24 protein-coding genes, 1 other RNA gene and 2 pseudogenes are annotated in these 26,938 nt (G+C 43.9%); 16 read left to right on the top strand and 11 right to left on the bottom strand.

Features of this window, described 5'->3' with window-relative positions; all coding sequences use genetic code 11:
• The 4 genes and pseudogenes from KO533_RS06185 to KO533_RS06170 form a co-directional block, all read left to right on the top strand.
• Positions 1 to 349 (top strand): annotated as a pseudogene (locus KO533_RS06185) (IS4 family transposase); the annotation flags it as partial.
• Complete coding sequence (locus tag KO533_RS06180; protein ID WP_251073361.1) at positions 346 to 744, top strand: short chain dehydrogenase; 399 nt, start codon at positions 346 to 348, stop codon at positions 742 to 744. The pseudogene KO533_RS06185 and the gene KO533_RS06180, both read left to right, overlap by 4 nt.
• A gap of 165 nt (positions 745 to 909) precedes the next feature.
• Positions 910 to 1,155, top strand: coding sequence for a DUF3297 family protein (locus KO533_RS06175; protein WP_006080205.1), 246 nt, complete (start codon positions 910 to 912; stop codon positions 1,153 to 1,155).
• Between the two features lie 385 nt (positions 1,156 to 1,540).
• The gene (locus KO533_RS06170; protein WP_219253321.1) at positions 1,541 to 2,071 is read left to right on the top strand and encodes an SMI1/KNR4 family protein; all 531 of its coding nucleotides are present in this window, start codon (positions 1,541 to 1,543) and stop codon (positions 2,069 to 2,071) included.
• 154 nt (positions 2,072 to 2,225) lie between these two features.
• Here the strand turns inward: KO533_RS06170 and KO533_RS06160 are convergent, their stop codons facing one another.
• The gene (locus KO533_RS06160) at positions 2,226 to 3,041 is read right to left on the bottom strand and encodes an ABC transporter substrate-binding protein (protein WP_251073360.1); all 816 of its coding nucleotides are present in this window, start codon (positions 3,039 to 3,041) and stop codon (positions 2,226 to 2,228) included.
• 86 nt (positions 3,042 to 3,127) lie between these two features.
• On the opposite strand from KO533_RS06160, the pseudogene KO533_RS06155 reads away from it, so the two are divergent.
• Positions 3,128 to 3,208 (top strand): annotated as a pseudogene (locus KO533_RS06155) (DUF3297 domain-containing protein); the annotation flags it as partial.
• Positions 3,209 to 3,369: 161 nt separating this feature from the next.
• Positions 3,370 to 3,930, top strand: a complete 561-nt coding sequence (locus KO533_RS06150; protein WP_219253318.1) for a DUF2726 domain-containing protein — start codon at positions 3,370 to 3,372, stop codon at positions 3,928 to 3,930.
• A 493-nt stretch (positions 3,931 to 4,423) separates the two neighbouring features.
• Here KO533_RS06150 and KO533_RS06145 read toward each other — a convergent pair whose 3' ends face one another.
• Entirely contained in the window at positions 4,424 to 5,743 is a 1,320-nt protein-coding gene (locus tag KO533_RS06145) for an SGNH/GDSL hydrolase family protein (protein ID WP_219253316.1), read from the bottom strand.
• A gap of 649 nt (positions 5,744 to 6,392) precedes the next feature.
• Between KO533_RS06145 and KO533_RS06140 the strand changes: the two genes are divergently transcribed.
• From KO533_RS06140 to KO533_RS06125, 4 genes are all read left to right on the top strand, one after another.
• Entirely contained in the window at positions 6,393 to 7,307 is a 915-nt protein-coding gene (locus tag KO533_RS06140; RefSeq protein WP_219253314.1) for a nuclease-related domain-containing protein, read from the top strand.
• Positions 7,308 to 7,438: 131 nt separating this feature from the next.
• Complete coding sequence (locus tag KO533_RS06135; protein ID WP_219253312.1) at positions 7,439 to 8,587, top strand: hypothetical protein; 1,149 nt, start codon at positions 7,439 to 7,441, stop codon at positions 8,585 to 8,587.
• On the top strand, positions 8,584 to 10,863 hold the full coding sequence (locus KO533_RS06130; protein ID WP_219253310.1) for a hypothetical protein: 2,280 nt from the start codon (positions 8,584 to 8,586) through the stop codon (positions 10,861 to 10,863). Before KO533_RS06135 ends, KO533_RS06130 begins: the two co-directional genes overlap by 4 nt.
• A 295-nt stretch (positions 10,864 to 11,158) precedes the next feature.
• Positions 11,159 to 11,908: an HNH endonuclease gene (locus KO533_RS06125; protein ID WP_219253308.1), complete on the top strand. Its 750-nt coding sequence runs from the start codon at positions 11,159 to 11,161 to the stop codon at positions 11,906 to 11,908.
• A gap of 385 nt (positions 11,909 to 12,293) precedes the next feature.
• On the opposite strand, the gene gcvP is transcribed toward KO533_RS06125, so the two are convergent.
• The 6 genes from gcvP to KO533_RS06095 form a co-directional block, all read right to left on the bottom strand.
• Entirely contained in the window at positions 12,294 to 15,182 is a 2,889-nt protein-coding gene (gcvP, locus tag KO533_RS06120; protein WP_219253306.1) for an aminomethyl-transferring glycine dehydrogenase, read from the bottom strand.
• Positions 15,183 to 15,304: 122 nt separating this feature from the next.
• Complete coding sequence (gene gcvH / locus KO533_RS06115) at positions 15,305 to 15,694, bottom strand: glycine cleavage system protein GcvH (protein WP_011845766.1); 390 nt, start codon at positions 15,692 to 15,694, stop codon at positions 15,305 to 15,307.
• Positions 15,695 to 15,719: 25 nt separating this feature from the next.
• The gene (gcvT, locus tag KO533_RS06110) at positions 15,720 to 16,814 is read right to left on the bottom strand and encodes a glycine cleavage system aminomethyltransferase GcvT (protein WP_219253304.1); all 1,095 of its coding nucleotides are present in this window, start codon (positions 16,812 to 16,814) and stop codon (positions 15,720 to 15,722) included.
• 253 nt (positions 16,815 to 17,067) lie between these two features.
• A complete protein-coding gene (locus KO533_RS06105; protein ID WP_219253302.1) occupies positions 17,068 to 18,291 on the bottom strand; it encodes an FAD-dependent monooxygenase in 1,224 nt (407 codons plus the stop codon).
• 42 nt (positions 18,292 to 18,333) lie between these two features.
• Positions 18,334 to 19,575 (bottom strand): 2-octaprenyl-6-methoxyphenyl hydroxylase, encoded by a 1,242-nt coding sequence (ubiH, locus tag KO533_RS06100; protein WP_219253300.1) that lies wholly within the window; start codon positions 19,573 to 19,575, stop codon positions 18,334 to 18,336.
• A 179-nt stretch (positions 19,576 to 19,754) separates the two neighbouring features.
• Entirely contained in the window at positions 19,755 to 20,330 is a 576-nt protein-coding gene (locus KO533_RS06095; RefSeq protein WP_105252998.1) for a UPF0149 family protein, read from the bottom strand.
• Positions 20,331 to 20,565: 235 nt separating this feature from the next.
• Here KO533_RS06095 and KO533_RS06090 point away from each other — a divergent pair, with 235 nt between their 5' ends.
• From KO533_RS06090 to KO533_RS06080, 3 genes are all read left to right on the top strand, one after another.
• On the top strand, positions 20,566 to 20,868 hold the full coding sequence (locus KO533_RS06090) for a cell division protein ZapA (RefSeq protein WP_105250206.1): 303 nt from the start codon (positions 20,566 to 20,568) through the stop codon (positions 20,866 to 20,868).
• Between the two features lie 117 nt (positions 20,869 to 20,985).
• Positions 20,986 to 21,166, top strand: a non-coding RNA gene (gene ssrS, locus KO533_RS06085) — 6S RNA.
• A gap of 9 nt (positions 21,167 to 21,175) precedes the next feature.
• Positions 21,176 to 21,874, top strand: coding sequence for a 5-formyltetrahydrofolate cyclo-ligase (locus KO533_RS06080; RefSeq protein ID WP_219253298.1), 699 nt, complete (start codon positions 21,176 to 21,178; stop codon positions 21,872 to 21,874).
• Between the two features lie 56 nt (positions 21,875 to 21,930).
• Here the strand turns inward: KO533_RS06080 and folM are convergent, their stop codons facing one another.
• Positions 21,931 to 22,677: a dihydromonapterin reductase gene (folM, locus tag KO533_RS06075; protein ID WP_219253296.1), complete on the bottom strand. Its 747-nt coding sequence runs from the start codon at positions 22,675 to 22,677 to the stop codon at positions 21,931 to 21,933.
• A 253-nt stretch (positions 22,678 to 22,930) separates the two neighbouring features.
• On the opposite strand from folM, the gene KO533_RS06070 reads away from it, so the two are divergent.
• Positions 22,931 to 23,329, top strand: a complete 399-nt coding sequence (locus KO533_RS06070; RefSeq protein WP_198571919.1) for a DUF393 domain-containing protein — start codon at positions 22,931 to 22,933, stop codon at positions 23,327 to 23,329.
• Between the two features lie 103 nt (positions 23,330 to 23,432).
• Here the strand turns inward: KO533_RS06070 and mdh are convergent, their stop codons facing one another.
• Positions 23,433 to 24,368 (bottom strand): malate dehydrogenase, encoded by a 936-nt coding sequence (gene mdh, locus KO533_RS06065; protein ID WP_105250210.1) that lies wholly within the window; start codon positions 24,366 to 24,368, stop codon positions 23,433 to 23,435.
• Positions 24,369 to 24,662: 294 nt separating this feature from the next.
• Here mdh and argR point away from each other — a divergent pair, with 294 nt between their 5' ends.
• Positions 24,663 to 25,133: a transcriptional regulator ArgR gene (gene argR, locus KO533_RS06060; RefSeq protein WP_006080175.1), complete on the top strand. Its 471-nt coding sequence runs from the start codon at positions 24,663 to 24,665 to the stop codon at positions 25,131 to 25,133.
• 147 nt (positions 25,134 to 25,280) lie between these two features.
• On the opposite strand, the gene KO533_RS06055 is transcribed toward argR, so the two are convergent.
• Positions 25,281 to 25,913, bottom strand: a complete 633-nt coding sequence (locus KO533_RS06055) for an NAD(P)-dependent oxidoreductase (RefSeq protein WP_219253294.1) — start codon at positions 25,911 to 25,913, stop codon at positions 25,281 to 25,283.
• A 106-nt stretch (positions 25,914 to 26,019) separates the two neighbouring features.
• Here KO533_RS06055 and KO533_RS06050 point away from each other — a divergent pair, with 106 nt between their 5' ends.
• Positions 26,020 to 26,922 (top strand): LysR family transcriptional regulator, encoded by a 903-nt coding sequence (locus KO533_RS06050; RefSeq protein WP_219253292.1) that lies wholly within the window; start codon positions 26,020 to 26,022, stop codon positions 26,920 to 26,922.
• The last annotated feature ends 16 nt before the right edge of the window (positions 26,923 to 26,938 follow it).

The raw sequence follows: 26,938 nt of genomic DNA, 5'->3' as shown, positions 1-26,938 counted from the left end.
GATGCAAATAGAAGAAACCTTTAGAGATTTAAAAAGTCCCGCTTATGGCTTTGGTTTACGTCATAGCAGAACACGTTACGCGGCGAGGATGGATATACTGCTATTGATAGCGTTATTGGTGCAACTGGCATTTTGGTGGGTAGGATTATATGGGGAAACACAGCAATTACAGCGGCACTTCCAAGCAAACACGATAAAGAAAAGGAATGTACTATCAACAATCAGGATGGGCAAAGAACTGCTGCGGCGACGGCATGATTACCCCATATCAGCAGATAATTTGCTTTGTGCTGCGAAGAAACTAACTGAACTCTCATTAACTCATGGTTGTTGGGGTTATGAATTATGAGGGGATCCTACAGTACAGGGCTCCAAAGTAAGTTATTGGGGCAGATACAGTTAGTGCAAATAGGCAGCCAATACCTCAACACTGGGGGCAGTTTTACACTGACCAGTGGCATTATTGCCGATGTCCCAGTAAAAGATGGCATCAGTGCCGCCACAATCAATGGCGCACTTGAGCATTTTGTTACCGCCGTCGCGGGTGAATTACCTGCGCAGCAGCGGATAAACATTGTCAGCCCAACGGTATTAAGCGAGTCATTAGCGAGCTATCAGGACTATTTTCCCGGTTTTAGTGCAATCAATGCCGACATATTAGCCAAGGTTTATTTGCGCTCAGTCATGGGCAGAGAAAACGGCCGAGTGCTGAAAGCCTTTTCCAGCTGCGGCACAGTGTCCTAACAGCAGTGTCCTAACAGCAGTGTCCTAACAGCAGTGTCCTAACAGGACAACCGAACCTTGTAACGCAAGGCGCGTAATCAGTCACAGTTAAAGTCTTGAGCGTTGCGCTGGGATTGCCTACAATAGCGCACGCTTTTTCACTATAGACAACGACAGATCACGACCATGACCGACACAACATCATTACCTGCTTTACCGGATCGCCTTTCCGTTAACCCACGCAGCCCACACCATGTGGCAGAAATTTTCGAGCACGATATCGGTATTAAGCTCAACGGCAAAGAGCGTTTTGATGTCGAAGAATATTGCATCAGTGAAGGTTGGGTAAAAGTGCCAAGCAAATCCTTAGACCGTCGCGGCCAACCTCTTTTGCTCACAGTAAAAGGCACAGTTGAAGCCTTTTATCGTTAAGCTTTAGCGCAAAGAGCAGGATCATAACAACGGCCAATCTAATTGGCCGTTTTTGTTTGCCCAGCAGCAAATGATACTAATTCAATACTACTTGCTGAAACGGCACCAGTGCAGTGAACGACTATTCGGAACAGCTATCTAGTCGGTTTTTGGCGAAATGGATTAAATCAAATAGCATTATGCATGCCTACTTATTTGAATATCATTAAGTTTATTTGGGGATTCACGAGAGAAAGCGTTAGAGAGAGGAGAAATAGTTGATGTCTCGGTAACTCCAATATATAAAGGTCCTTCCAGAATACTGGCAGGTATAACAGTGAATGCTCAAGGTAGTGGTGGTTTCTTTGAAAGCATTACTCTTCTTAATCCTCGTGGAATGTAGATCATGACCCTATCTGTATTAAATAGCATTTTAGTTCCCCCTAACATCCCTAATGAATCTGGGATTGGTAACGTTTGGCCTTCTATAGATGAAGGTCTTTGTTTTCCCAGTGATTACATTGCGTTTATTAATCGTTATGGCACAGGAAGAATTGCCGATTTTATAGCGATATTCAATCCATTTACTACGAATTGTGACCTTGATTTTTTTGAGCAGAAGAAATCAATCATTGAGGATTTCAATTACCTTAATAATGAAGACCCAGAGTATTTTAAATATAACCTCTATCCAGAAATTAATGGCCTTTTACCAATAGGCGTAACGGATAATGGTGATTGCATATTTTGGGTTGTTTCCGATCTGAAAGACAGTGAGACATGGGGCACTGCAATAATCGCATCTAGATCGCCAGATGTAGAATATTTTGATGAAAATATAACCTCTCTATTGACTGGTTTATTGTTAAGAAAAATAAGATCAGGATCATTACCTAATAGTTTCCCTCCTAAAAAAGTTACCTTTGAAAAAATTTAAACAAAAAATAAATGGTCATCCGCAATAAATCATGGACCGCCACGGCCAACCACTGCTACTCACAGTAAAAGGCACAGTTGAAGCCTTTTATCGTTAAGCTTGCAAAGAGCTAGATCATAAAAACGGCCAATTAATATTGGCCGTTTTTGTTTGCCTATTCAACTTCTGCGGCTAAACCATAGGCCTGGTAAATCTGTTTTACACGGCCCGATGCAGCCATATCAAGCAGCGCCCGATTAAGTTCATCGAAAATAGCAGCATGGGTAGAGTTACGGGACATACCAAAATAATGTTCGATCCGATTCGACTGACGGTAATCGGCATAGCTAAAACGATCGTAACCGAGCTGCTTGAAGGCATTCTCAATGGCGGCACGATCGAGCACCACCATAGTGTCAAAACGCCCCATGATAAACATGCGAGCCATGTTTTCATCATCGGTAGACTCAATTTTACGTAGCGCGGGATCCGTATTAAAACGCTCAAAATAAACTGTGCCCCGTTTAACCCCTACAGTAAGCTGATACAAATCCTCATAGGACTTAATCCGTCCTTCCTCGCCGGCTTTTACGAGAAACAAAATATCGCGAGTCTGAGTGCCGATAGGACCAAGAAACCGTACAAATGCCTCTCGCTCTTCGTCTCGTATCGTGCGCGGCACAATGTCGACCGTGCCTACCCGCAACTCATGAATGCTGCGAGCAAAAGGACGCGCGCTCCATTCGACGCGATAACCGACCTTAGCCGCCGCTTCCTCAAGAATATCCTTTAACGGACTCGTCATAGTATTAGTTCGCTCATCAAGCACCATCTCAGGAGGACGATGCCGAAAATCGGCACGCAACACGTTAGAAAAAGTAGCCGATTGAACCTCAGCGGCGACAATGATGCCCGCGAAAAATCCACAACCAAGCACACACAAAATTGCGTAAACAGAAGGCAATGAAACAAGGATACTTTTAAAATACATAGAGATACCCGCAAATTTATATGTTGCATTTAGCATAACTCAAAAAATCGAAAACTAAAGTGCATAAAACATTAAAATAAATGGCCATCCATAATGAATCCTTAGACCGTCGCGGCCAACCTCTTTTACTTGCAGTAAAAGGCACAGTTGAAGCGTTTTATCGTTAAGATGTATGCGTACTGATAATATCGGTACGACTGTTGATGTAGTGGCTAACAAGATGTGACCACTACACTCAAAGACTCATTATTTTTGGCATAAAAGTACTAGCAGCTAACGGATATGTACTTAGCAAGTTACAATGACAATACTAAACAAGGATGTAATGATGAATTCGAATCAATTAATACTTATCGGGCTGGGTTTGGCGATTATCATTTTCGTGCCGCTACTCTTACGCATTTTCACTAATCTGCTTATCCCATCTTCAGATAATAACTATCGCTACCGTAAACAAGACGCCCTATTTTCCAGTGCTGAACGCTCCTTTCTCGGGATATTAGATCAAGCTGTAGGCGAACAATTCCGAGTTTTGGGCAAAGTGCGTATCGCCGACGTTATCACCCCAGAAAAAGGCATGAACCGCAAACACTGGCAAATTGCCTTTAATAGAATTTCAGCCAAGCACTTCGATTACTTACTCTGCGACAAAAATACACTTGAAGTTATCGCCGCCATCGAACTCGACGATAAAAGCCATAAGCAAACACGTACTCAGCAACGCGACCTCTTCATCGAGCAAGCCTGCGAAAGCGCCAAACTGCCATTAATCCGCTTCGATGCCAAACGCAGCTATCAGCTAGCGCTTATTCGCAGCACTATACATGCAGCCTTACCAGCAAAAACTCACGCTGCTGAAGAGTCGCCAATCATACTGACCGCGGACTAAACATAAACTAAATCCATGAACACTACATATCCTGAGTTTGAGGATGTTAAGCTTGACTCGATTTTTTACCCTTATGCTGCTTTTTGAATTCATGTACATCATGTAAGCGGGCAGCGCTTACTCGTCTAACAGCGCTTGAGATTTAAAGCGGCCTTCCCCAAACGCACCTTTAATACTTGTCTTCACGATTGGCCTTGCGAGCAATTTCTTCAATAAAACAAAGCATAAGCTAGCTAATACTACTTAGCAGCTCATTCTACTCAGCGAGCAACACGTCAAGTAACATGATTTCACCACAGTTCAAAGTATCAGCATTATTCGGGCAATTTAAAAGCGGTGCTAAAAAATGCAAAAAGATGTGGCTTTACTGGCTTAAATTACAACTGACTCAATTGACTCATGGAGGTAAAGCAGCTTTGACTGGCTTACCTCCATATTATTGATTATTTAGAGATATTTAACCAAAATATCTTACTCGCCGACTATTCGCCTGTTAATGACGATTAAAAAAACCTGTTTCAATAATCTTATCCGCAAAAACTTTATGCACGGCAGTCGTTGGATGAGTGATCCCCCAAAACAGATACTTATCAGAGCCATAGTAGGCACAATCTTTTGTTAAGCTGTGTGACAACAAATAATCCTTACTACTATCTCTATTGATATCTAAGCAAGCATCTGTGACATTAACAAAACCATACTCTTTAGGATTTTGAATAATTTCATCGAAGATAGAATGAGCATCAAACAACACTAGATCTATACCTTTTGCTTGATAGAACAGAGCCTGCTGTTTAATAAAACCATTGAACTCTTCAATTTTTGATTTTATTTTTACAATGTTTTCTTGAGTAGAATACTTGAACTGTGGTGCGCGCGTAGCATCGGGCAACGTGAATAAAATAATATGCTTAGCTCCGCCTTCATCAACTAAACGTTTCAACCCATCACTTAAATTCTGACTCACATCTTTAACCTCACGATCATAATTCATAAAATCATTAAGGCCAATTTCAAGTGTAAATAACGTATTTGCAGGCTGGTAATTTTCAGCCTTTTTTAAATAATGAAAATAGGATTGTATTTGATGACCTAAACCGGGAATAATCTTATATTCATCAATACCTGCGGCCCCGCCAACAGACCAATTATACAGAGGAATATTCTGCGATTTAGCTAAATATTCCGGCCATACAAATCCATTAGAAAAATGCCCTAAAAACCAAGAGTTAGGATTTGGAAATCGCCACTCAGAACCATTAAATAGATTTCCCGTATCAGACAAACTATCACCAAATGCGATAATTTTATTAATTTTATTCCCTTGATCCGCCTTATCTTGCGTCCAGATAGTCTGATTAAATGATAATTTTTCATTAGCAGCAAAGAAGGTAATGTCTGCGACTTCATTGTTTGAAACCCCTAATGTATCGACACACCGTTGCATGATTTCATCTTGTGACGTCTCTGTATAAAACATATTTTTACCCGAAAGCTTATGTCTCCAAGCGCCTTGAATAGAATAATATTCATCACTGTCCTTTTGCTTTGCCCACCTATGTTCAGTTGCAGGATTATTATGCGTTTGATCTAATCGATACCAACAACGAATATAAGTATGACTGTGACCAGCTTCCAAATGGTTATCTGGACCATCTGTCTCATCTATATCATCTATCTCATCGATATCCGCAGATCTAAGCGTTTCCAATATGCTAGTTTGGCTCTCCATATCATCCCTAAACGTTTCATTAGCAGCCCAAGCAGCTGAAAAAGGTAGGGTTAATGAAAAAAATAATAAAGCCTTATTCATACATTTCCTTAACAAAAATAAAATCAACACACATAAATTGGCCATAAAATTAAAATTGAGAAACCTAGTAATTCAATAGACTAATAAGTTGTTTCACAGCCAATATCAGAATAAATATTAAGTATGGGAGAATAATGATAAAAAACTCAAAAAAATATTATAATTAGTATGTTGACACTTGAAACTGGTCCGATGAGGTGATATAAAATATCCTTACTACGGGCAGTTATTTCCATGAAGTGCTTAATCTTGTTTAACACTTGTGTAGATCTGCAAGTTTAGTAAGGAAAAATATCAGAATCTAAAAACGCGACGCGACAAATGATGCCTATCAGATCTTTTCCCCAGAGTAACTTGTATACAAGTTGTTATTTAAAATACGTTTTTGTGATAAACATCATTGATTAAACCGTATAGAGCGGGTTAAAGTGTGACCACAAAGTAAAAAGTGTGACCACTCAGGAAAATACAGGGCAAACTCGAACTCAATCATCGAGCACGCCATTTAGGGAAGAAGAAGCAAATCAGCAATGTGCGCCCAAACTCTAAGCAGACAAGTCTGCCACCACTTTCCAAAATAATAAGTACATTTTATTAGCGGGTTATGTCATCGGGTTAACTATTGACTCGCATTACTTCAGGGACGTAAATGACCGATTTCAGCAGCATTCTTTTATCCTACGGGATACTTCTCTCTGGCCTTCTTGTCACAGTGGGTGTGATGTATGTGTTGCTCAAACATCGCGATGCAACCGTCAAGTTGCCCGTTGATCGTGAGCAACTGACCCGTATCCCCGCCTATAGCTTACAAGAGCAAATCCATGATCTGCAATTAGATTTAATCGGCTGCATGATGATGGGACTATTGATTGTTTGCCTTCCATTTGCCGCCAGCAGCATCCAAGCGCATATCACAGTCGGAAAATTCCCTTGGTTGTTCGCCTTAACAGGTTTAATAGGAGTAATTTACTTCGGCATTAAAACCTGGAAACTCTTTTCCAAACTCATCAAATTACGCCTCGGCCATACCGCAGAAATCGCCACAGCCAATGAGCTCATAGGCTTACAAGCATTGGGTTATCAAGTATTTCACGATATCCAAGCCGACGGCTTTAACATCGACCATCTCGCCGTTGGCAAAAATGGCGTATTCGCCATTGAAACCAAAGGCCGCCATAAACGGAACAAAGACCTACTCCAAACCAATGGCAATGGCTCAAGCTCTGGCAAAAAAGGCTATCAAGTATTTTACAAAGACGGGCGCTTAAACTTCCCCTCGTGGACAGAAACCAAGCCAATCGAACAAGCCGAACGTCAGGCCAAGTGGGTCAGTCAATGGTTAACCAAAGCAACAGGCACACCAGTAACCTCAACCCCAGTCCTAGTATTCCCCGGCTGGTATGTCACCAGTCAATCAAAACCACCGTTCCCGATCCTCAACCACAAACAATTAGTCGGAACGATCCCAAAACTGAAAACCCAAGATCTTACCCAGCAACAAGTCGACACCATCATCTACCAAGTCGCCCAAAGATGCCTGAGTAAAAGCGAAGTCGGGAAATAAGTAAATTCGAGGAGATTAAAGACAATGATCCAAAAAATACAACAACTTAACGAGAGAAATTACGCCTTAATACTAAATAAAGCCCAATAATTGCGACTACGATTAACCTAATATATAAATGGAGGTTATTTATGAAAGTTCCATCTATTATAAATAACGATGAACTTGAGATTTTATATGAAAAACTAGGAGATGATGTAATGAATCTCCCCCAGAGCTTTAAGAAGTTACGTTTAGGATTACTACCTAGAATTTGTCAATTATTTATTACCTCAATGAAGTTTAACCCTAATAAAAAGATAAAATTTTTTCAGTTTGAATCATCTAAAGAAACCGCTGTAAAAGAATTACTTGATTCTCCACATAGCCTAACAGCGTTATTAATGTCTGATAATGTTTATGAGAAAGATGATATTGAAGATGGACAAAAAATTGCCGTAGAACTTAAATCTAAAATAAATCTAGATATACAATCTCGCCTGAACAAGTCAATTTATAGAACAGGCCAATGTGTACAATTATTTGCTGTTGACCATTCAATAAAAAAATATGCCTATCCTAGTTGTTTCTATACTTCTGAGGGAAATAACGCTTTAAGACAAAGTCAGTTTTACACTAATTTATTGAATAGAATTATTGAGTTAACACCAACAACACAAACAACCGTTTGTGAAGAACACATCAAAGACTTGGGCCAAATCTTATACGAACTTATCGAAAATACTGAACAACATGCAAAGCATGAAATAAATACAGGAAGAACCAACAAGTCTGTCAGAGGACTCGTTATTGAATACAAATTGATCAGTAAAGAGCAAGAATCTGCAAGTATTGGAGGTACTAATTCAGCGATAACTCAATATCTTGAAGGTATTCGAAGTTTTAATAGAACAGTGCACATATTGGAGATTTCAATTTTTGACAGCGGCGAAGGTATTTTCAAATCCCTTTCATCTGAAAATAAATTTGATATAAGTATTGAAGATGAAGTTAAAGTTGTAGAAAACTCATTTTCCAAAGGAACAACTTCAAAAGCTGATTCTCAAGGATATGGTAGAGGGTTGTTTAATGTACGCAGTATTTTAAATAAACAAAAGGGGTTTATATCATTAAGAACAGGAAGAATTGGCGTGTACCATGATTTTAATTTACATCCGGTTATAGAGTCTGAAAAAGAATCTTTATCTCTATACGATGAAGTTAGCAAGTTAAATAAAAACTATCACAAACAGGCTTCTGTAGAAGGTTTAGCTTGTAGCATTTTGGTGCCTTTACGATGAAAAATTTCTACTTTTACCAAACGGACATTAACGTAAACAGACCTAATGTTATGGTTTGTTTTTACTCAGGTGATATTTTCTCCACAGAGGAATTTTTTAACGAGGTAGTCACAAAGTTTAAATCTTCTATTTTTATTAGAGATATAATATTTATCACACAAGAGTTTAACAAAGAAGAAATAACCAAAAAACTCCTGAACAAAAAATCACAAGAAACAATAAAAGATAGAATAAATAGTTTTCAAACACTTGAATTCCACACTTGCTTTGTCAAACGTGACGGTAGTCTTGATTTAAATACTTTTGACAGTTCTTCATGTAGTATAAAAAAATCTGAAATGATAAAGATTATTGATTTCGGGCTATATGACATAATAAAAAACAGAAATCTAATTATTGAAGCTCACTCCAATATTCACTTCATAAAACCATCAGGAAAACACACAAGCAAATTTATTGATGTAAAAAACATTCTTGAGTCTTCAGCTGAAATTGCATTTATTGCAACGAGCATTTTAAAGCTGTTACCTAGTGAAATAAATAAAATTTATGTAGATACATCAGGAATTTACCCATTAGCTTACGAAATATGCAACATAATAAAGGCTTTTGAAAAAAGTTCAAGAATAATCCCAATTGACTCCTTCGGGAGTTATGGAGGAATAGAAGATTATAATTTTAGCTCTGATGAAAAAACACTTATATTAATATCTGCATCTACAAGTAATAATTTATATGAAAAATTAAAGAGAAATAGCTATCTAGAGCAGGCATCAATTGTTTCCATAATAATGGCACAAATAAATATCAATAAACAAAATGTTCTAATTGAGTTCGAAAAATTTAAAGAAAAATTCTGTAAATCATACTTCCAACACTTTCAATCATACAATGAAATTGAATGCCCAATGTGTTTAAGGGAGTATTCAATTCCAATTGCATTAGATAAAAGCAAATTTATTTTTGAGGCACCTAGAACCGAAGCTTACTTGCCTTTATCTGTAGATTCAGATGAAAACCTAAGAGATTTAATTCACAAATATAAAGATCTTGATGCTTTCCGCTGCTTGTTTGATGGTGTCGATGGAACAAAAACACCAACACCTGAATACTTCATAGATGTAAGTAAAATCATTAAAAATAAAGAATTTGAAAATCTGTTGGTAAGCAAAATTCACCGCTCTTTCCCTTTAAATACTGACTGCATTATTCATTGCAAAGATCAAGGTGCCAAAGAGTTAGCAACGCTTATTAAGAATAAAATTTCAGAATTAAATCTACATGTCGACTTATATGATGGAATGGCCCCTGAAGATAAAACACCTAATAAAGGAATAATTGTTGTTGCAGGCTCTATAGAATCGGGAAAGTCTCTTCTAAACATTAGCAGAGCATTAAGAAAATTTAACAATTTGCCAATTACTTATATAGTAGGGTTTGCTAAGTACAATAGTGATAATGAGTTTGGTAAATTACAAAAAGATTTAACATTTTCAGAAGGTCCATGTGGTCCACATCAATTTCATTTCATAGAAAAAATTCTTTTACCAATTAATGAACACAAGGAAAACAGTTGGGAAAAAGAGATTGAAGTTCTAAAGTTATTAACGGAGAAATATAAAAACAACTCAGATTTAAAGCCAATAATAGAACAGCGCCTCATTCAGATAAAAGGGGCTTCATCAATTAATACAGGAGGATTAGGAGAGCATATTTTCCTAAAATCACCTGCAGGCAAAGACTTAGTATTGGGTAAAACCTTTGCATTCTGGAACAAAGGCGATAATGATCATGAGTTTAAGCACCAATCTACTGTATATTTTACTATATCTTCTGTCTTACAACGTTTAAGAACAAAAGCTAAAAATAATGGAACAATTCCTCTAGGCTCCGGATACATTATTAGACAGTTAGATCCACTGTTATTTGATAGATTCAATGAAGGTATTATCCAAGCTAGCGTATTAAGATCAGCAAAACCTAGAGAGCTTGATTATAGCGCAGATGACGCTAAAAGTAGGATTATTGGTTCTTTAATAGAAAGAATGCTCAAATTACCTGAAACGGAAGAGTCAACTGGTTTACCGGAAATATTATTAGCTTTGTGCACTAGAAAACTGCAAATAAAGAAAGATCATCTACTTGGTTTTGACACTCATTCTCTAGATAAGGTTAAACATCCTATGTCCTGGATGCTGGTTGAGTATGTTAAACAACTACTACTAAATGGCAATACTGACCAAGGAGTTCTAAAAACTGAATCAGTTACCTTTTAACCAAATGTTTATTAAAAAGCGAACCATTATTTCGCTTTTTAAGGAATAAATGGCCATCCATAATAAATCAACAACATAACCTGCTTGTGGCTTGCCTACGTCGGCAATGGCTAAAATTGCTTAAACGAGAGCCATCAAACGTGGCAAGGAGTGCATCTGAGATAATAAATTGAGCTAATTCGTTCAATTTTTTTGTATTTCGGACGCTCAAGGTAAAATGATTAGTACTATTTTCATTAAGTTTTAACGGACAAAATGCCAACTTGAGAATGGGACATTAAGTGAGGAATTAAAATTGAATAAAGAAACAAAAACAAGCTTCGTCAATAGAACCTTAGGACTGTCTTTAGGGTCAACTCAAGGAGGGTACTCATATTGTAGTGACGCAAAGATGCAAGTTCTATTTAGTTTAGGCGCCCAGAATGGTGACACCATTCTAAGCCCTAACTGGTCAGCGAATAGTTATGCTCGAGCAATTAAACATATAAAAAAAATATCTGATGAAGGGTATGAGCTTTTAGTCTTTAGGGTATGGACTAAGAAGAACAGCAAAGGTGAAACGAGAACTGTTGGATTTGACCCTGTTACCGAGAAAAGGAAGCTAATAGATGTCGATGGTAAAACATTTAGAGCTGTTCCTTTAGATTATGAAGAATCAGAACCTAGCAATAACACTCGCGCCCAACGCAAAAATCAGACAATAGATAGGATCATACGTGACACCAAGATTTCAAAAAAAATCAAAAATTTGTATCAGAATTCATGTCAAGTATGTGGGGTTAAGCTAGTCACCCCTGACGGGGATTATTCTGAAGGGGCTCACATCATTCCCTTAGGTGCACCACATCACGGGCCTGACAAGGAATCGAATATCTTGTGCTTATGTCCAAATCATCACGTTCTATTAGATAAACTTTCTATTACGTTCGCTGCCGACGGACAAGTTAGCGGAAATGAAGGTCATAAAATGACATTGTTGCATGACATTTCTGAAACTAGCATTCGTTGGCATAACACCATGTATTTAAATGCAAAAAAAGTGTAATGGCAAACATGCCTCTTCACTCAATGGTTACACCAGAACTGGCATTGTTGCACCAGTGACCTTCTAAAACAGGATGTTTTAGTAGAGCCTACAGGGATGTATCTACGGCGAGTCACTGGTGTAACAGTGCGAAAGCCTGCGGCAGGCAATTGGGGAATACAGTTGCCAGAAGCCACAAAATTGGCCCATTCGCACCACTAAGCTCATCAGAGAGAATACGCATAAAACAAAAAAGCGACCCTAAGGTCGCTTTTTTATGTCCATAATTGCGTTGCTGGCGAAGCTAATGCAAGGCGGATTGAAAGCTTTCGCGCGGAGTTGACTCCTGTCAATGAGCACGAAAGCTGAGATTCAACGCCGCAGTAGCTAGCCTAAGCAGCAATTATTACTCGTAGTCTGATAATGGTGCACACGAACACATTAGGTTACGGTCGCCATAGACATCGTCAATACGATTCACGGTTGGCCAGAACTTGTTAGTGCGTACTGCTGCACTTGGGAACACGGCCACTTCACGGCTGTATGGACGCGTATCAAACTCTGGGTCCATGATATCGGCCATAGTGTGCGGTGCGTTGTGCAGCGGGTTGTTGTCCGCAGGCCATTCGCCCGATTCCACTTTGGCGATTTCAGCACGAATTGACACCATAGCGTCGATGAAACGATCGAGTTCCACCTTAGACTCAGATTCCGTTGGCTCAATCATCAGGGTTCCCGCAACAGGGAAGCTCATGGTTGGAGCGTGGAAACCGTAGTCATTCAAACGCTTAGCGATATCCATTTCGGTCACGCCTGAAGCTTCTTTCAGTGGACGTAGGTCGATAATACATTCGTGCGCCACGCGATCATTACGGCCACGGAACAATACTGGGTAGTGCTCAGACAGCTTCTTCATCACGTAGTTAGCGTTTAACAGCGCAGTTTGGGTCGACTTTTTCAGGCCCTTTGAACCAAGCAGCTTAATGTACATCCAGCTGATCGGCAGAATGCCTGCGCTACCGTAAGGTGCGGCTGATACGGCGCCATTGTTGTCGCTCACGCGGCCCGGTTTAACCACAACGTGACCCGCAACAAATGGGGCTAAGTGTGATTTCACGCCGATAGGGCCCATACCTGGACCACCGCCGCCGTGTGGAATCGCGAAGGTTTTGTGCAGGTTAAGGTGTGATACGTCTGCACCGATAAAGCCAGGAGACGTTAAGCCGACCTGAGCGTTCATGTTGGCGCCATCTAAGTACACTTGACCGCCGTGCTGATGCACTATGTTGCAGATTTCGCGGATAGATTCTTCATACACACCGTGGGTCGATGGGTAAGTGATCATGATGCAAGACAAGTTTTCAGCCACTTCGGCAGCTTTCGTCTTCAGATCTTCTAAATCGACGTTACCTTGCTTATCACAGGCCGTCACCACCACTTGCATACCGGCTAATTGTGCCGATGCAGGGTTAGTACCGTGGGCAGATTGCGGGATCAAACAGATGTTTCTGTGCGCATCGCCGCGTGACTCATGGTATTTCTTGATGGCTAACAAGCCAGCGTATTCACCTTGAGCGCCAGAGTTAGGTTGGATACACACAGCGTCGTAGCCTGTGATGTTCACTAACCAAGTCGACAACTCTTCAATCAACTGAGTAAAGCCTTTAGCTTGATCCAGTGGGCTGAATGGGTGCATGTTGGCAAATTCTGGCCAGCTCACAGGGAGCATTTCAACCGCTGCATTTAACTTCATGGTGCAAGAGCCCAGTGAAATCATTGAGTAGTTAAGTGCTAAGTCTTTGCTTTCGAGACGTTTGATATAACGCATCATCTCGGTTTCGCTTTGATAGCGATTGAAGGTTGGGTGGCTTAAAATCGCATCTTGGCGCACGAGTGCCACCGGAATCGATTGGCTACCTTGGCTGACGATTTGCGCATCTAACGCGGCAACATCTAAACCATGGCCGGCACCTAAGATCACATCGAACAAGGCTTCGATATCTGTTCGCAACGTGGTTTCGTCTAAGCTCACGCCCACAATACCATCGGCATCGAAACGTAGATTCATTTCAGCAGCCAGTGCGCGTGCATTGACGGCAGCAACATCTAAGCCTTTGATGCTAACAGTATCAAACCAAGTGCTGTTGACTAAGTTCACGCCCTTCGCTTTTAAGCCTGTCGCTAAAATATCGGCGAAACGGTGAATGCGTGACGCGATAGTTTTCAGACCATCTGGGCCGTGGAATACGGCGTAGAAAGACGCCATATTCGCTAACAGAATTTGTGCAGTACAAATGTTTGAGTTGGCTTTTTCGCGGCGGATATGTTGCTCACGAGTTTGCATTGCCATACGCAGTGCGCGGTTACCACGGGCGTCTTTTGACACACCAATGATGCGGCCAGGCATAGAACGTTTGTGCTCATCACGGGCAACGAAGAAGGCCGCGTGTGGACCACCAAAGCCCATTGGCACGCCAAAACGCTGCGCACTACCAAATACCACATCGGCGCCCATAGCGCCCGGTGATTTCAGTAATACCAAGGACATAATGTCGGCGGCGACAGTCACAACCACATTCTTCGCACGCAGAGTTGCGAATAATTCAGTGAAGTCAGTGATTTGACCAAAACGGTTAGTATATTGGAACAAAGCACCAAACAGCTCATGGTTAACGGCCTCAGATGCTGGGCCAACCACCACTTCAAAACCAAAACACTCAGCGCGGGTTTTCACTACGTCTAAGGTTTGCGGGAACACATCATCGGCAACGAAGAAGATATTGGCTTTTTTTGCTTTAGAAACACGCTTTGCCAGCGCCATCGCTTCAGCAGCAGCAGTTGCTTCATCTAACAAAGAAGCAGAAGCCAAATCTAAACCCGTTAAATCCATCGACACTTGTTGGAAGTTTAGAATGGCTTCTAAACGGCCTTGGGCGATTTCTGGCTGATATGGCGTATAAGCCGTGTACCAACCTGGGTTTTCAAATACGTTACGCAGGATCACGTTTGGCACTTGAGTGCCGTAGTAACCCATGCCGATATAGCTCTTAAATACTTGGTTTTGTTTCGCTAAACCACGAATGTAAGCAATACCTTCGGCTTCGCCGCAGGAATCACCAATGCTCAAGTCTTGGCTTAAACGGATCGACTCAGGCACAATTTGCGCGGTCAGATCGTCCAGAGACTCAGCACCAACATAGTTCAGCATGGCTTGCTGTTGGCTGCTATCTGGGCCGATATGACGACGTAGGAATAAATCGTGCTGTTCTAACTGAGTGAGGGTTTGCTTGGTCATGATAAACCTTGTTCCAGATTTGCCGAAATTCAGAACTGTAGGGTACTGATTAACGGACTGTTGTTATGTCAATCTTGTGCTAAAACAAACGAAGCCCCTTAGGGCTTCGTTAGCGTCGACGATTATTCTTCGTCGATGACAGCTTGGTAGCCTTCAGCATCCAGCAGAGCGTCGACTTCTGATTCGTCAGAAGGCATTACGCGGAAGAACCAGCCTTCGCCGTAAGCACTGCTGTTAACGAGTTCTGGCGAATCTTCCAGCGCTTCGTTCACGGCAATCACTTCGCCAGAAATAGGGGCATAAATGTCAGACGCCGCTTTTACTGATTCAGCTACAGCACAATCTTCACCCGCAGTCACAGTGTCGCCAACTTCTGGGAGTTCAACGAAAACCATGTCACCTAACAGCTCTTGGGCGTGCTCAGTGATACCTACTGTGTAGCTACCGTCTTCTTCCTTGCGGATCCATTCGTGTGAAGAGGCGTATTTCAGTTCTGTCGGAATATTGCTCATTGTTCTTGTTCCTTGTTCCGTTTTTTTAAAATGCTTGTTTACCGTTGCGCACAAAGTTTGGCGCCACTACTCTAACAGCCACACGTTTTTTACGCATTTCGACTTCCGCAGTATCCCCAATCGAGCTAGGAACACGTGCCATCGCAATAGAATAGCCCAATGTTGGCGAGAAAGTCCCGCTGGTGATCACGCCTTGTTGCTCTACACCAGCTGCGTCGGTGAAAAATACTGGCATATCATGGCGTAACACGCCCTTTTCTTCCATCACTAGACCAACAAGTTTGCTGGTTCCGGCATCGCGAAGTGTTTCGAGGGCTTTACGGCCAATGAAGTCACGGTCGTTTGGTTCCCATGCAATAGTCCAGCCCATGTTGGCGGCCAATGGGTTGATGGTTTCGTCCATGTCTAAGCCGTAAAGGTTCATACCGGCTTCGAGACGCAGTGTGTCACGGGCACCGAGACCACAAGGTTTAACCCCTTGATCTAACAATACTTGCCACAAGGCTTGAGCTTCATTTTCTGGGACGATAATTTCGTAGCCCGCTTCGCCTGTGTAACCCGTAGTCGCAATAAACAGTGAGCCTGCTTGCTTACCGAAGAAAGGTTTCATGCCTTCGATGGCGGCGTTTTGCTCGGCACTGAACACGGCAGCGGCTTTCGCTTTTGCGTTAGGACCTTGAACGGCAATCATCGCCAGCTCAGGACGCTCAGTCACAGTGACATCAAAACCTTGGGATTGCTTGGCGATCCAAGCGAGATCTTTTTCGCGGGTCGCTGAGTTCACTACCACGCGGTAGTTAGTGTCAGTGAGGTAATAAGTGATGAGGTCGTCGATGATACCAGCATTGTCATCTAACATGCCGCTGTATAAGGCTTTACCTGGCACTTTAAGTCTAGCCACATCGTTCGCCAGCAACTTACGTAGAAATGCACCAGCGTCGCTACCTATCACATCAACCACAGTCATGTGGGATACGTCGAACATACCCGCGTCTTGACGCACCGCGTTGTGTTCTTCGATTTGTGAGCCATAGTTGAGGGGCATATCCCAACCGTGGAAGTCGACCATCTTAGCGTTTGATTCTAAGTGCTTGTTAAACAGAATAGTTTTGTTAGCCATTGTTATCCCTTTTTGCGGCCTTTTTCAGGTCTCTGCCTAGTGTAGGGTGTAGATACTAGGGTCTAAAATGCGGCGAAATTATACCTTGCGTCACAAATTTGTATACAGGAGATTTTTCTAATCCGAAGCCATTGTCATTAGATTTTCTCATCTTCAACATGTAATTTTTTTACATGCGAAGGCCAGATTTGCGCAGCTTGCAGTCAATATGCTGATATTAGCGGCAATTCTGATCACATTAGCGCAACCTAGGCTAACGGCACAACTTAGGCAGTGCCGACTTATTGCCCATGGCCTGTTGTATGAACACTGTTTTCAGCCCAGCGACATTATCAACGAGATTTAATCCCAGATCGCGAATCGCCTTTTTGACTGGGTTTGAACCTTCGAATAGGCGTTTAAAGCCCTCCATCGCCGCGATCATCTCCATTGCATCGGCTTTGCGCCAACGTTCAAGTGCACGCAGCTGCGCATAATCGCCGATATCTTTACCCGCTTGCTGTAATTCGCTGATCACTTCGATAATGCTGGCCGCATCTAAAAAGCCGAGGTTCACCCCTTGGCCAGCCAGCGGATGAATAGTATGGGCTGCATCACCTGCCAACACTAAACGGTGACGGGCAAAATGGCGGGCGTAGCGCATCCGTAATGGGAAGGCTTGGCGCTCGCTTTCCAGCTTGCAAATCCCTAAACGACCGTCGAAAGCCGCGGTTAAGTTGCGCTCAAATTGCACTTTATCCATTGCCAATAACTCAGTGGCGCGCTCGGGCGGCACCGACCAGACGATAGAGCAAAGATTGTCTTCATACAGAGGTAAAAATGCTAGCGGGCCGTCCTGCAAAAACACTTGGCGGGCGGTGGCAAGGTGTGGCATTTCGGTACGAATAGTTGCGACGATTGCGTGGTGGCCGTAATCCCAAAAGGTCAGCGGGATCTTGCATTGCTCGCGCACCCAAGAGTTGGCGCCATCAGCGGCTATCACAAGTGCAGCACTGACACTTTCTATTTCAGAATCGGCGCCATTGGCAAGGGTCAACCAAGCTTCGCGCTCACCAAAAGCAATGCGCTCTAAGCGTTGGTTTTGAATATGGGTGATATTATCAAACTCACCGACGCGTTTGGCGAGGGCAAAGCTAATGGCATCGTTTTCGATAATCGCGCCGAGACTGGTTTCGCTGATGCTGTTGGCGTCAAAGGCAATTTTGCCGAAACCGTCTTTATCCCACACCGCCATTTTTTGATAAGGCGTGGCGCGGGAAGTATCTAAATAACTCCATGCCCCTAAGTTTTCTAACAAGCGCTGGCTCGCCTTATTGATGGCGCTCACCCGTAAACGCGGCTCGCCGCTCACGGCCTCGGTGTTGCCAGCATCGATAACGACAACATTCAGATCGGCCTGTGCCAATCCAATCGCGGTGGCGAGTCCCACCATGCCGCCACCCACAATGGCAATGTCATAGGCTTGTGAACTTAACATGGGTACATCCTTTTCGCGTTGCGATACCAGTAAATTGCGGAGTTATTTCCAGCCCATTGCCTTTTGAGCGACGGGGGTTTTCAGTGGCGGAAACCAAGACAAGAGCCGTAATCCTAAGTTACGCCCCAGCGCCATCGGCCAATATTGGTTTGAAAAGCCACGGACTAAAAATTCGATATTTCGGATAGTGCTGTTTCTGTCGTGCTCGCGGGCATTAAGGTACGCATGGGTCACAGCGGCGGAGCCGATATCGTCACCCTGCGCGAGCGCCGTTTGGATCACCTCGAGCAAACTCACCACATCCCTCAACCCTAAGTTAAACCCTTGCCCCGCAATCGGATGCAGTGTCTGCGCCGCATTGCCGATAAACACACATCTGTGATGAATTGGCCTTGGCATATAGGACAAATTAAGCGGATACGCATGGCGCACGCTGACATCGATAAACGTGCCCGCACGATAACCAAAGGCCTGTTGCAGCGCCGCTAAAAACTCAGCCTTAGGCGCGTCTTGCATCTGTTTAGCCCGCGCATCATCGAGCGCCCACACGAGAGAAAAGCGAGGTTGACCTTGAATATCGGCCATAGGCAACAACGCTAAGGGACCTGTTTGGGTAAAGCGCTCATAGGCCCAATGTTTGTGAGGCCTATTGGTTGGCAAATCGGCAGTTTGAATATTGGCAATAATGGCCGTTTGCTCAAAGGCCACTTGGGTCACGGGCAAATTAAAACTGCTGCGCACTTTGGATTGCAAACCATCGGCTGCGACCACAAGTTTGGCTTGAATTCGCTCGCCCGTATCGAGCACTAAGGTGTGACCTTCAACGGCGGGTTCTACTTGGGCAAGCTTGGCGGGGCAATAGAGTTTGACATTACTCTTATTCAACTCGTTAAACAGCACTTGGCCAACCCGTTTAAGCTCAACCACTTGGCCTAGGGCATCTAAATGAAACTGCGCCGCATTGAGTTCTGTCATGCCAAAGTGGCCGCGATCCGACACATGGATATTTTCAATCGCCGTGCCCAAATGGGCGAGCTTTTGCCATAAACCTAAACGGGATAATTCGAAAATAGAACCGTGGGCGATAGCAATAGAGCGAGCATCGAACCCGGGGTGTTGCTTATCGGGAAGGTGCGCTTCGATTAAGGCGATAGAAAGTGGCCGAGCTGCGGATAAAGAAAGACGCGCGAGAGCTAACGCTAGGGTCGCCCCCGCCATCGCACCGCCTACAATCGCGATGTCGACGTGTTGAACTGAAGTATCCATGTGATTTGTGGCCGTCATGGGGATCTCATTCAAGCTTTGGCATAACACTAAGGCATGTAAACAGAAAAGATGTAAACATCAATGCTATGCACTCAAAAACACCAGTGCTATGGACTCAAAGGCAGGTTTGCCCACCTTTGACATCTAATGAAGCCACTACTGTGTTAACTTATTGAACATTAAACAACTGCGGTAAATTAATGTACAACCGCAGTATCGTCAGCCTCACCATGGGGAAGCTCAGGACCAAACTCCGAGTAACACATGATGGCTGCAATACGTACAAACTCGAGTAATTCAGTGTAAGCGGCTTCGGATTCTTCATCGTCGGCAACATCAAATTCCACTTGAGCAATTTCCGCCAAGTCTTTGATCACTTCACGTACTTCTGCCGAGGCTTGATTCAGTTTCGGCTGAATAATCGCCATGCCAGTCAAAAAACTCTGGGTCCACAGAGACAAGGCTTCAACACGTTGGCTGAGCGGCTCTTCTTCTTCAGGCAACAGCGGCATGAAACCAAATTCAAAATCCACTAAACGCGTCACTGAATCGTTAAATAAATCACACACTAATTGATGCAACTGCGCTGGCAAAGGTTGACCATCGTTCATCAGGTCGAATAAAGGCTTGATCCAAGTGTCGCCAGTTTGCTCTACACCACCGCAGATTAAACCGACTAAAGCACCGTGAACTTCTACCGGATGCTGGCCGATTTCAGCCGCATCTAAGGCGAGTTTTAAGCTGTCGATACGTAACGAAGGAGGGGTTGCCATATCAGATCCCAATAAGATTTTTCCAGCAGCAATGCTAGCAGAGATAAAGACTTGAACCAATACTGAATCCCAATAATGGCGAAATCGGCCACGCCCTGATAAAAAACTATCCAACTGCTCACACAAACAGCAAACAAAACCGTCAAAGACCAATCCATTTGCGGCTTACCTTGCACTTTTAAGATCAGCCCTATATAGTCCGCCCTAAGAGGCTAACGAAAGGATCACCCGCGACATGAGTAACAGTGCTGTTGAAATTACCCTACTTGGGCGCACCTACTCTATCGCTTGCCCGAAAGGTCAAGAGGATGCCTTACGTACGGTAGCGTTGGGAGTTGAACAACAACTCAGTGCGTTAAAAACCCGAACCAATAGCCTAAGCCGTGAAGAAATTGCGATCATGGCGGCGCTGAATATTGGACACGAGTTGTTCCAAGAAAAGCAAAAAAATAAGCACTACATGCAACAGATGGACGACAGGATCAGCTTGCTGCAGTCGACTCTCGAAAGTGCCTTAGTTGAGCGTTCAACTAAATAGATTTAAACTGTGCACCTTAGTGATTTAACACTCATTGAGTTAAACCAACTGACGCACAGTGAATGGCTAAACTGGCTTATTTAAATAAACCAATGCTTTAGCGATTCAATACCGTTTTGCTCCCTGGGATGCATGCCAACTGGTAATGTCCCTGTGCCGATAATTTTTATCTCAGGGTGAATGCTTTACTGACATTGTGCATGCTCGGCTTGTACCGAGAAGCCTTAGGAGGTAATCATTTACCCGCCTTGAACCTACGGTTCAAGGGCTACACCGGTAGCGGCATTCTGGGGAGCATCTTAATTCTATGTCTACATCTTCCAAACTTTCTCATTTGAATCCCCAAAGCGACACGGCGCAACTTGCCGTAGAAGTCGCTGATGCCGTAGATGTCACAAACTATGCGGCAAATATCGCACTCCATACAAAAGAAAGCCGCAATCTGTTACGCAAAGCCATTCGCACCGCCCGTAAATCTCTCTCCGAAATAGAACAAACCCAAGCAAGTTTAAACGCCTGCCAGCGAATGCTCGATGCATTGCAGGCCAACAAAGCGCAACATGTGGCATTATATCTCACCCATGATGGCGAACTCGCCACGCCACCGCTGATCGCTGCGCTGTGGCAAATGGGCATAAACACCTATCTGCCTAGGTTACATCCCTTCAATGCCGGACAATTATTATTCCTGCATTACACCGCAGACACGCCGATGCAGGCGAATCAATTCGGCATCTTAGAACCTAAATTAGATGTGCGCGCCATTACCCCAGTGACAGAGTTAGATGTTGTTATCACACCATTAGTGGCTTTTGATTTAATGGGAAATCGTATGGGCATGGGCGGCGGCTATTACGATAGGACGCTGGCAAACTGGCAGCTTAAAGGTAAACCTTTGCCTATGGGTTACGCCCACGACTGTCAGCAAGTGACGAATTTACCCTGCGAGTATTGGGATGTGCCTTTACCGTTCATCATCACCCCAAGTCGGGTACTGACGTTTTAAAAGAAGGATCTAGAAGCTAAATTCTACAGCCATGCAGTGGCGCTCTATAGCCTTGTTTATCTTAAATGCCGGCCACCATCGACATTATGGCAACGACCGGTGACGTAGCGGCTATTCAGCAGATATTCCACTAAGTCGATAATTTCCTCATTCCCCGCCTCTTTCGGCAACAGCGCTTTGGCTAAGGTTTTTTGCTGATAGGCAGCGTCATCACCCGCATTAAATAGGATCATCGCTGGCGCAATCGAATTCACTTTGACCTCGGGCGCAAATTTGGCGGCAAAGGATAGCGTCATATTGTGCAGCGCGGCTTTACTGGCGGCATAGGCGATATGCTTCTGACTGCCCTTCTCTGCCACATAGTCAGTAATATGAATCACATCACTGCCGCCGATTTCATCGCCAGCACCCGCACGTAGCTGCGCCTCTAAGGCCAAGTTCAACTGGTAGGGCACGCTCACATGCACTTGCATCATCCGCTGCAGCACTTCACTCATTGTAAAAGTGGTACTCTTTAAAGGCTCATTCTTTGTAAGAACTGTATCCGGCAGCCAATCTGAGGCATTGTGAATAATGGCGCGAATTTGCGGCAATTTAGCTAACTCATTAATTAAGGATTGCACTTGGGCATCGTCATAAAAATCGCAGGGATACAGAGTTGCGCCTAAGGCGTTAAGCTCATCGATACTGTCGTAATGGCTGCGATAAGTACCAATCACCTGCTGACCTTGGGCGAGAAAATGTTTGGCTAAGGCGTAACCTATGCGTTTACCCACGCCAGTGATAATGATGGGAGATGTCATACCTATCCTTTTGAGTCGTTATTTGTCAGGCTTTACCTTGTTCACTTAAAAATCAGCAATCAAGTTAAATTGATGAATAACCAAGATGTTACTGCACTCATTTGAATTTAACCTAACAAAAAGCCAAATGAGGGGCTGATCCGTTCTACAATCGCTTCGATCTAAAACCCTTTCTTCTGCGTATAGGGTAGAAGAAAACCAAGCTTGAGTACTCACTTCAAGTATTGTGATCAAGTCATCAGAGGTAATACCGATGGAACTGCGGATTTTTTACGATGGGAATTGTCCATTATGTAGCGCCGAAATGCGTCAACTGAAAGCGCGCGATCCGAAGAACTTGATTGCGCTTGAGGATTTAAATGCGCCAGACTTTAGTGAGCGCTTCAGCCATATCAATAAAGACTACGCCAATACGATTCTCCATGGCGAAACCGCAACGGGCGAAGTGTTACTCGGGTTAGATGTCACTTGTAAAGCGTGGGCACTGACAGGGACGCGCGCCTGGATCCAACTGTTACGCCTGCCCGTTATTAAAACTGTGGCCGATTGGTGCTATCTCAGATTCGCAAAACACAGATACCGCATCTCCTATTTACTGACGGGCAAAGCCCGCTGCGATGATAACTGCCAAATTCCCACTAAGCGCCGCTGATCAACTGAATTAGCTTAGTAAAGTATAAAACTCAGGCATAAAAAAACGGAGCTCAATGGCTCCGTTTTTAATTCCTCATAATCTAAAAAGATTATCCGAAATATTATTTAACGAAATCAACGCCTAGTTTGATATCGCCTTTCAGCGTATCTAACATAGAATCACGAGCGTTAGCTTCGAATGCACTCACTTCACCGTAAGGCAGTACTTTTTCAATACCGTTTTTGCCTAACAGCACAGGTTGTGCGAAGAATTCAGCATGCTCGCTGCCGCCGTCAACATAGGCGCATTCAACTATGTTAGCTTCGCCTTGCAGACCACGAACCAGAGACAGACCGAAACGGCAAGCCGCTTGACCCATAGACAGAGTCGCGCTTCCGCCACCGGCTTTAGCTTCAACCACTTCGGTACCCGCGTTTTGGATGCGAGTCGTCAGACTTGCCACTTCTTCGTCAGTGAAAGTCGCGCCTTCAACTTGAGACAGTAATGGCAGAATAGTCACGCCGCTGTGGCCGCCGATCACATTCACTTTAACGTCAGCAACGTTCAGGCCTTTTAATTCGGCGATGAAAGTTTCAGAGCGGATCACGTCTAATGTCGTGATACCGAACAGACGGTTCTTATCGTAAACACCCGCTTTTTTCATCACTTCTGCAGCGATAGCTACGGTCGTGTTGACTGGGTTAGTGATAATGCCAACCAAAGCCGTAGGGCAAGTTGCCGCTACTTTTTCGATCAGGTTGCGAACGATACCCGCATTGATATTGAACAGATCAGAACGATCCATACCAGGCTTACGCGCAACACCAGCAGAAATTAGAACAACGTCAGCACCCACTAGGGCAGGCGTTGGATCTTCACCAGCAAAACCTTTGATTTCAACAGCAGTTGGAATGTGGCTCAAGTCAACCGCAACACCCGGAGTTACCGGTGCGATATCATATAGAGACAATTGTGAACCCGCAGGCAATTGAGTTTTTAACAGTAGGGCAAGAGCCTGGCCGATACCACCAGCAGCACCAAGTACAGCAACTTTCATAGTTATCTCCGTTATTTCTCGGATATGTGTGACATAGATCTAATTTGCGTTGGCGTCACATTACTGGAATGTCACAACAATTTCAATTATCCCTTAGTCGTGGGACAAAAGAATTCCGGAATAACGTAGAAGCAATGTAGAACAATTACTCAAATTGGGATTTTTACGCCCCCAGCAAACGCTTAACCACTGGGACTTAGTGAATTTTTATTCAACCAATCTGGTTATTTGTTGACAATTTTTCTAAAAATATTCAAAATGGGCCTGTTTTTTTGAATAACGAATAATAATATTATGCAAACGACCAAGAATCAGGATGACCTTGTTAGAATTTTTAAGTCGATTTTAAAAGAAGAGCGCTTTGGCTCTCAGAGTGAAATCGTCACCGCCTTGCAAGCTGAAGGCTTTGGTAATATTAACCAATCAAAAGTGTCACGCATGCTCAGCAAGTTCGGCGCAGTGCGGACTCGCAACGCTAAGCAAGAGATGGTGTATTGCTTACCAGCCGAATTAGGCGTACCCACCGCGGGTAGCCCACTGAAGAATTTGGTACTCGACGTCGATCACAACCAAGCTATGATCGTCGTGCGAACTAGCCCAGGTGCCGCGCAGCTGATTGCCCGTTTATTGGATTCTATTGGTAAACCAGAAGGCATTTTGGGTACGATTGCCGGTGACGACACTATCTTCATTTGCCCATCGAGCATCCAAGATATCGCCGATACCTTAGAAACCATCAAATCTTTATTCAATTACGCAGAATAAAAAAACAGGTCAGTGAGCTGACCTGTTCTATTTTATCTGTACATTTTGAAGTGCAATATAGCGCTGGTTATTTGGCAATTGTCCCGATTACGTTACACATTCCAGCACAATATCTAACTCACAATATCTAACTCAACTATAACGATATCAGTAAGCCACACTGATGCGCTGGTTTGGGTGAGCGCCCTTTTCGGCTTCATCTACCATGGCTTTTGCGTAATCTGTAACAGAAATGCGGCTGCGACCATTGGCATCGGTAAAGAAGCTGTCGCCACCCAAACGGTACGGGCCTTCACTCTCACCGGGATAAATCTCAGCGGCTGGGCTCACAAAGGTCCAATTGATTGCCGTTTGCGCCGCACGGAATACCTGCAAAGCTTCACCCTGAGCTAACGCCTCATCTTTATATGCTGCGGGGAAATCTGGGCTAGAGACCAGCGTCACACCCGGCGCCACTTCTAAACTCCCAGCACCACCGACCCACAATAATCGTGGCACGTTAGCGTTAGGCAGCACATCCAGTAAATGCTGAACCGTACTCGCCACTAGACCATGATTTTGTTGGGCACGGCCACCAACGGCGGCAATCACGACATCTACGCCAGCAAAGGTATCGGCGACCAATGGCTGCTCTAAATCCACGGCACGTACTACTACGTCAGCCACGGATAACTTGCTTGGGTCACGCACTAACGCTGTCACTTGGTGTCCACGACTCTGTGCTTCTTTTAAAATTGCACCACCAATCCAACCCGTTGCACCTAAAATTGCGATTTTCATTTCATTGTCCCACTCAGATGATTTACATTGGATCCAGTTTACTTGCAGTTTTTCACCTAATAAACATCAATAATTGAGCATGATTGTTTCAATATAGGATACTAATGTGGATAAAATTGCCGCAATACGCAGTTTCGTCGAAGTCGCAAACTGTGGCAGCTTTACCAAAGCTGCCGAACATTTAGACCTCAGCCGCCTGCAGGTTTCCCGTCATATTCAAGAAGTGGAGCAGTGGTTGAGTTTACGCTTATTACACCGCACCACGCGCAGCGCCAGCTTGACTTTGCAGGGTGAGGAAGCGCTACAATTTTGCCAGCGGATCTTAAGTGAAGTTGCTGCCATGGAGAGCCGTGCCCACAGCCATAACAGTGAACTGGTAGGCAGTATTCGTATCGCTACGCCTATTGGCTTAGGGCAGCACAGTCTGTTTGATGTCGTCGATCGCTTTATTAAAATGCATCCTAAGGTCAACATTCAACTGGTGATGTCGGACAGTTTTGCGCAATTGGTAGATGAGAGAGTCGACGTGGCGCTACGTTATACCGAGCAGCCCGATGAGAATCTCATAGCTCGGCGTTTGATGACCATAGATGCGGTACTTTGCGCGGCACCGAGCTATCTTGATAGCGCAACGCCACTCCTCGAACCCATTGATCTGCTGGCCCACAACTGCCTCATACACTCAGCGCAACAAAACTGGCCTTTTCTAAAAGAACTGCAAGCCGAGCACGTCAAAGTTACAGGGAATCTTAGGGCTAACGATATGGGAGTGTTGGTCAGTGCGGCGCTACGTGGACATGGCATAGTGCGTTTACCCTGTGACTTAGCTAACCAGTACCTTGCCAGTGGTCAGCTCAAAGAAGTCTTACCCGAATTTACGACACCAGGCCAAACCCTGTGGGCGGTATATTTGTCCCGCAGTTATCAGCAAAATCTAGTGCGCGCCTTTATCGATTTCACCGCCCAGCAATGGCAGCTCGATATCAAAAAATGGGTTCCCGCGCATTAGCATAAAAAAACGCACT

The organism is Shewanella sp. NKUCC05_KAH (assembly GCF_019345585.1).
GTDB lineage: Bacteria > Pseudomonadota > Gammaproteobacteria > Enterobacterales > Shewanellaceae > Shewanella > Shewanella oncorhynchi.
This window is presented reverse-complemented; position numbering and strand designations above follow the sequence as displayed.

Bases quoted from the DNA above. Each gene is read 5' to 3' on its own strand.
- KO533_RS06170 (WP_219253321.1), top strand. From the start codon at position 1,541: ATGACCCTATCTGTATTAAATAGCATTTTAGTTCCCCCTAACATCCCT.
- KO533_RS06140 (WP_219253314.1), top strand. From the start codon at position 6,393: ATGACCGATTTCAGCAGCATTCTTTTATCCTACGGGATACTTCTCTCT.
- gcvH (WP_011845766.1), bottom strand. From the start codon at position 15,694: ATGAGCAATATTCCGACAGAACTGAAATACGCCTCTTCACACGAATGG.
- KO533_RS06090 (WP_105250206.1), top strand. From the start codon at position 20,566: ATGAGTAACAGTGCTGTTGAAATTACCCTACTTGGGCGCACCTACTCT.
- KO533_RS06175 (WP_006080205.1), top strand. From the start codon at position 910: ATGACCGACACAACATCATTACCTGCTTTACCGGATCGCCTTTCCGTT.
- mdh (WP_105250210.1), bottom strand. From the start codon at position 24,368: ATGAAAGTTGCTGTACTTGGTGCTGCTGGTGGTATCGGCCAGGCTCTT.
- KO533_RS06180 (WP_251073361.1), top strand. From the start codon at position 346: ATGAGGGGATCCTACAGTACAGGGCTCCAAAGTAAGTTATTGGGGCAG.
- KO533_RS06130 (WP_219253310.1), top strand. From the start codon at position 8,584: ATGAAAAATTTCTACTTTTACCAAACGGACATTAACGTAAACAGACCT.
- gcvP (WP_219253306.1), bottom strand. From the start codon at position 15,182: ATGACCAAGCAAACCCTCACTCAGTTAGAACAGCACGATTTATTCCTA.
- KO533_RS06135 (WP_219253312.1), top strand. From the start codon at position 7,439: ATGAAAGTTCCATCTATTATAAATAACGATGAACTTGAGATTTTATAT.
- KO533_RS06160 (WP_251073360.1), bottom strand. From the start codon at position 3,041: ATGTATTTTAAAAGTATCCTTGTTTCATTGCCTTCTGTTTACGCAATT.
- ubiH (WP_219253300.1), bottom strand. From the start codon at position 19,575: ATGACGGCCACAAATCACATGGATACTTCAGTTCAACACGTCGACATC.
- KO533_RS06150 (WP_219253318.1), top strand. From the start codon at position 3,370: ATGAATTCGAATCAATTAATACTTATCGGGCTGGGTTTGGCGATTATC.
- KO533_RS06080 (WP_219253298.1), top strand. From the start codon at position 21,176: ATGTCTACATCTTCCAAACTTTCTCATTTGAATCCCCAAAGCGACACG.
- KO533_RS06145 (WP_219253316.1), bottom strand. From the start codon at position 5,743: ATGAATAAGGCTTTATTATTTTTTTCATTAACCCTACCTTTTTCAGCT.
- argR (WP_006080175.1), top strand. From the start codon at position 24,663: ATGCAAACGACCAAGAATCAGGATGACCTTGTTAGAATTTTTAAGTCG.
- gcvT (WP_219253304.1), bottom strand. From the start codon at position 16,814: ATGGCTAACAAAACTATTCTGTTTAACAAGCACTTAGAATCAAACGCT.
- folM (WP_219253296.1), bottom strand. From the start codon at position 22,677: ATGACATCTCCCATCATTATCACTGGCGTGGGTAAACGCATAGGTTAC.
- KO533_RS06070 (WP_198571919.1), top strand. From the start codon at position 22,931: ATGGAACTGCGGATTTTTTACGATGGGAATTGTCCATTATGTAGCGCC.
- KO533_RS06095 (WP_105252998.1), bottom strand. From the start codon at position 20,330: ATGGCAACCCCTCCTTCGTTACGTATCGACAGCTTAAAACTCGCCTTA.
- KO533_RS06105 (WP_219253302.1), bottom strand. From the start codon at position 18,291: ATGTTAAGTTCACAAGCCTATGACATTGCCATTGTGGGTGGCGGCATG.
- KO533_RS06055 (WP_219253294.1), bottom strand. From the start codon at position 25,913: ATGAAAATCGCAATTTTAGGTGCAACGGGTTGGATTGGTGGTGCAATT.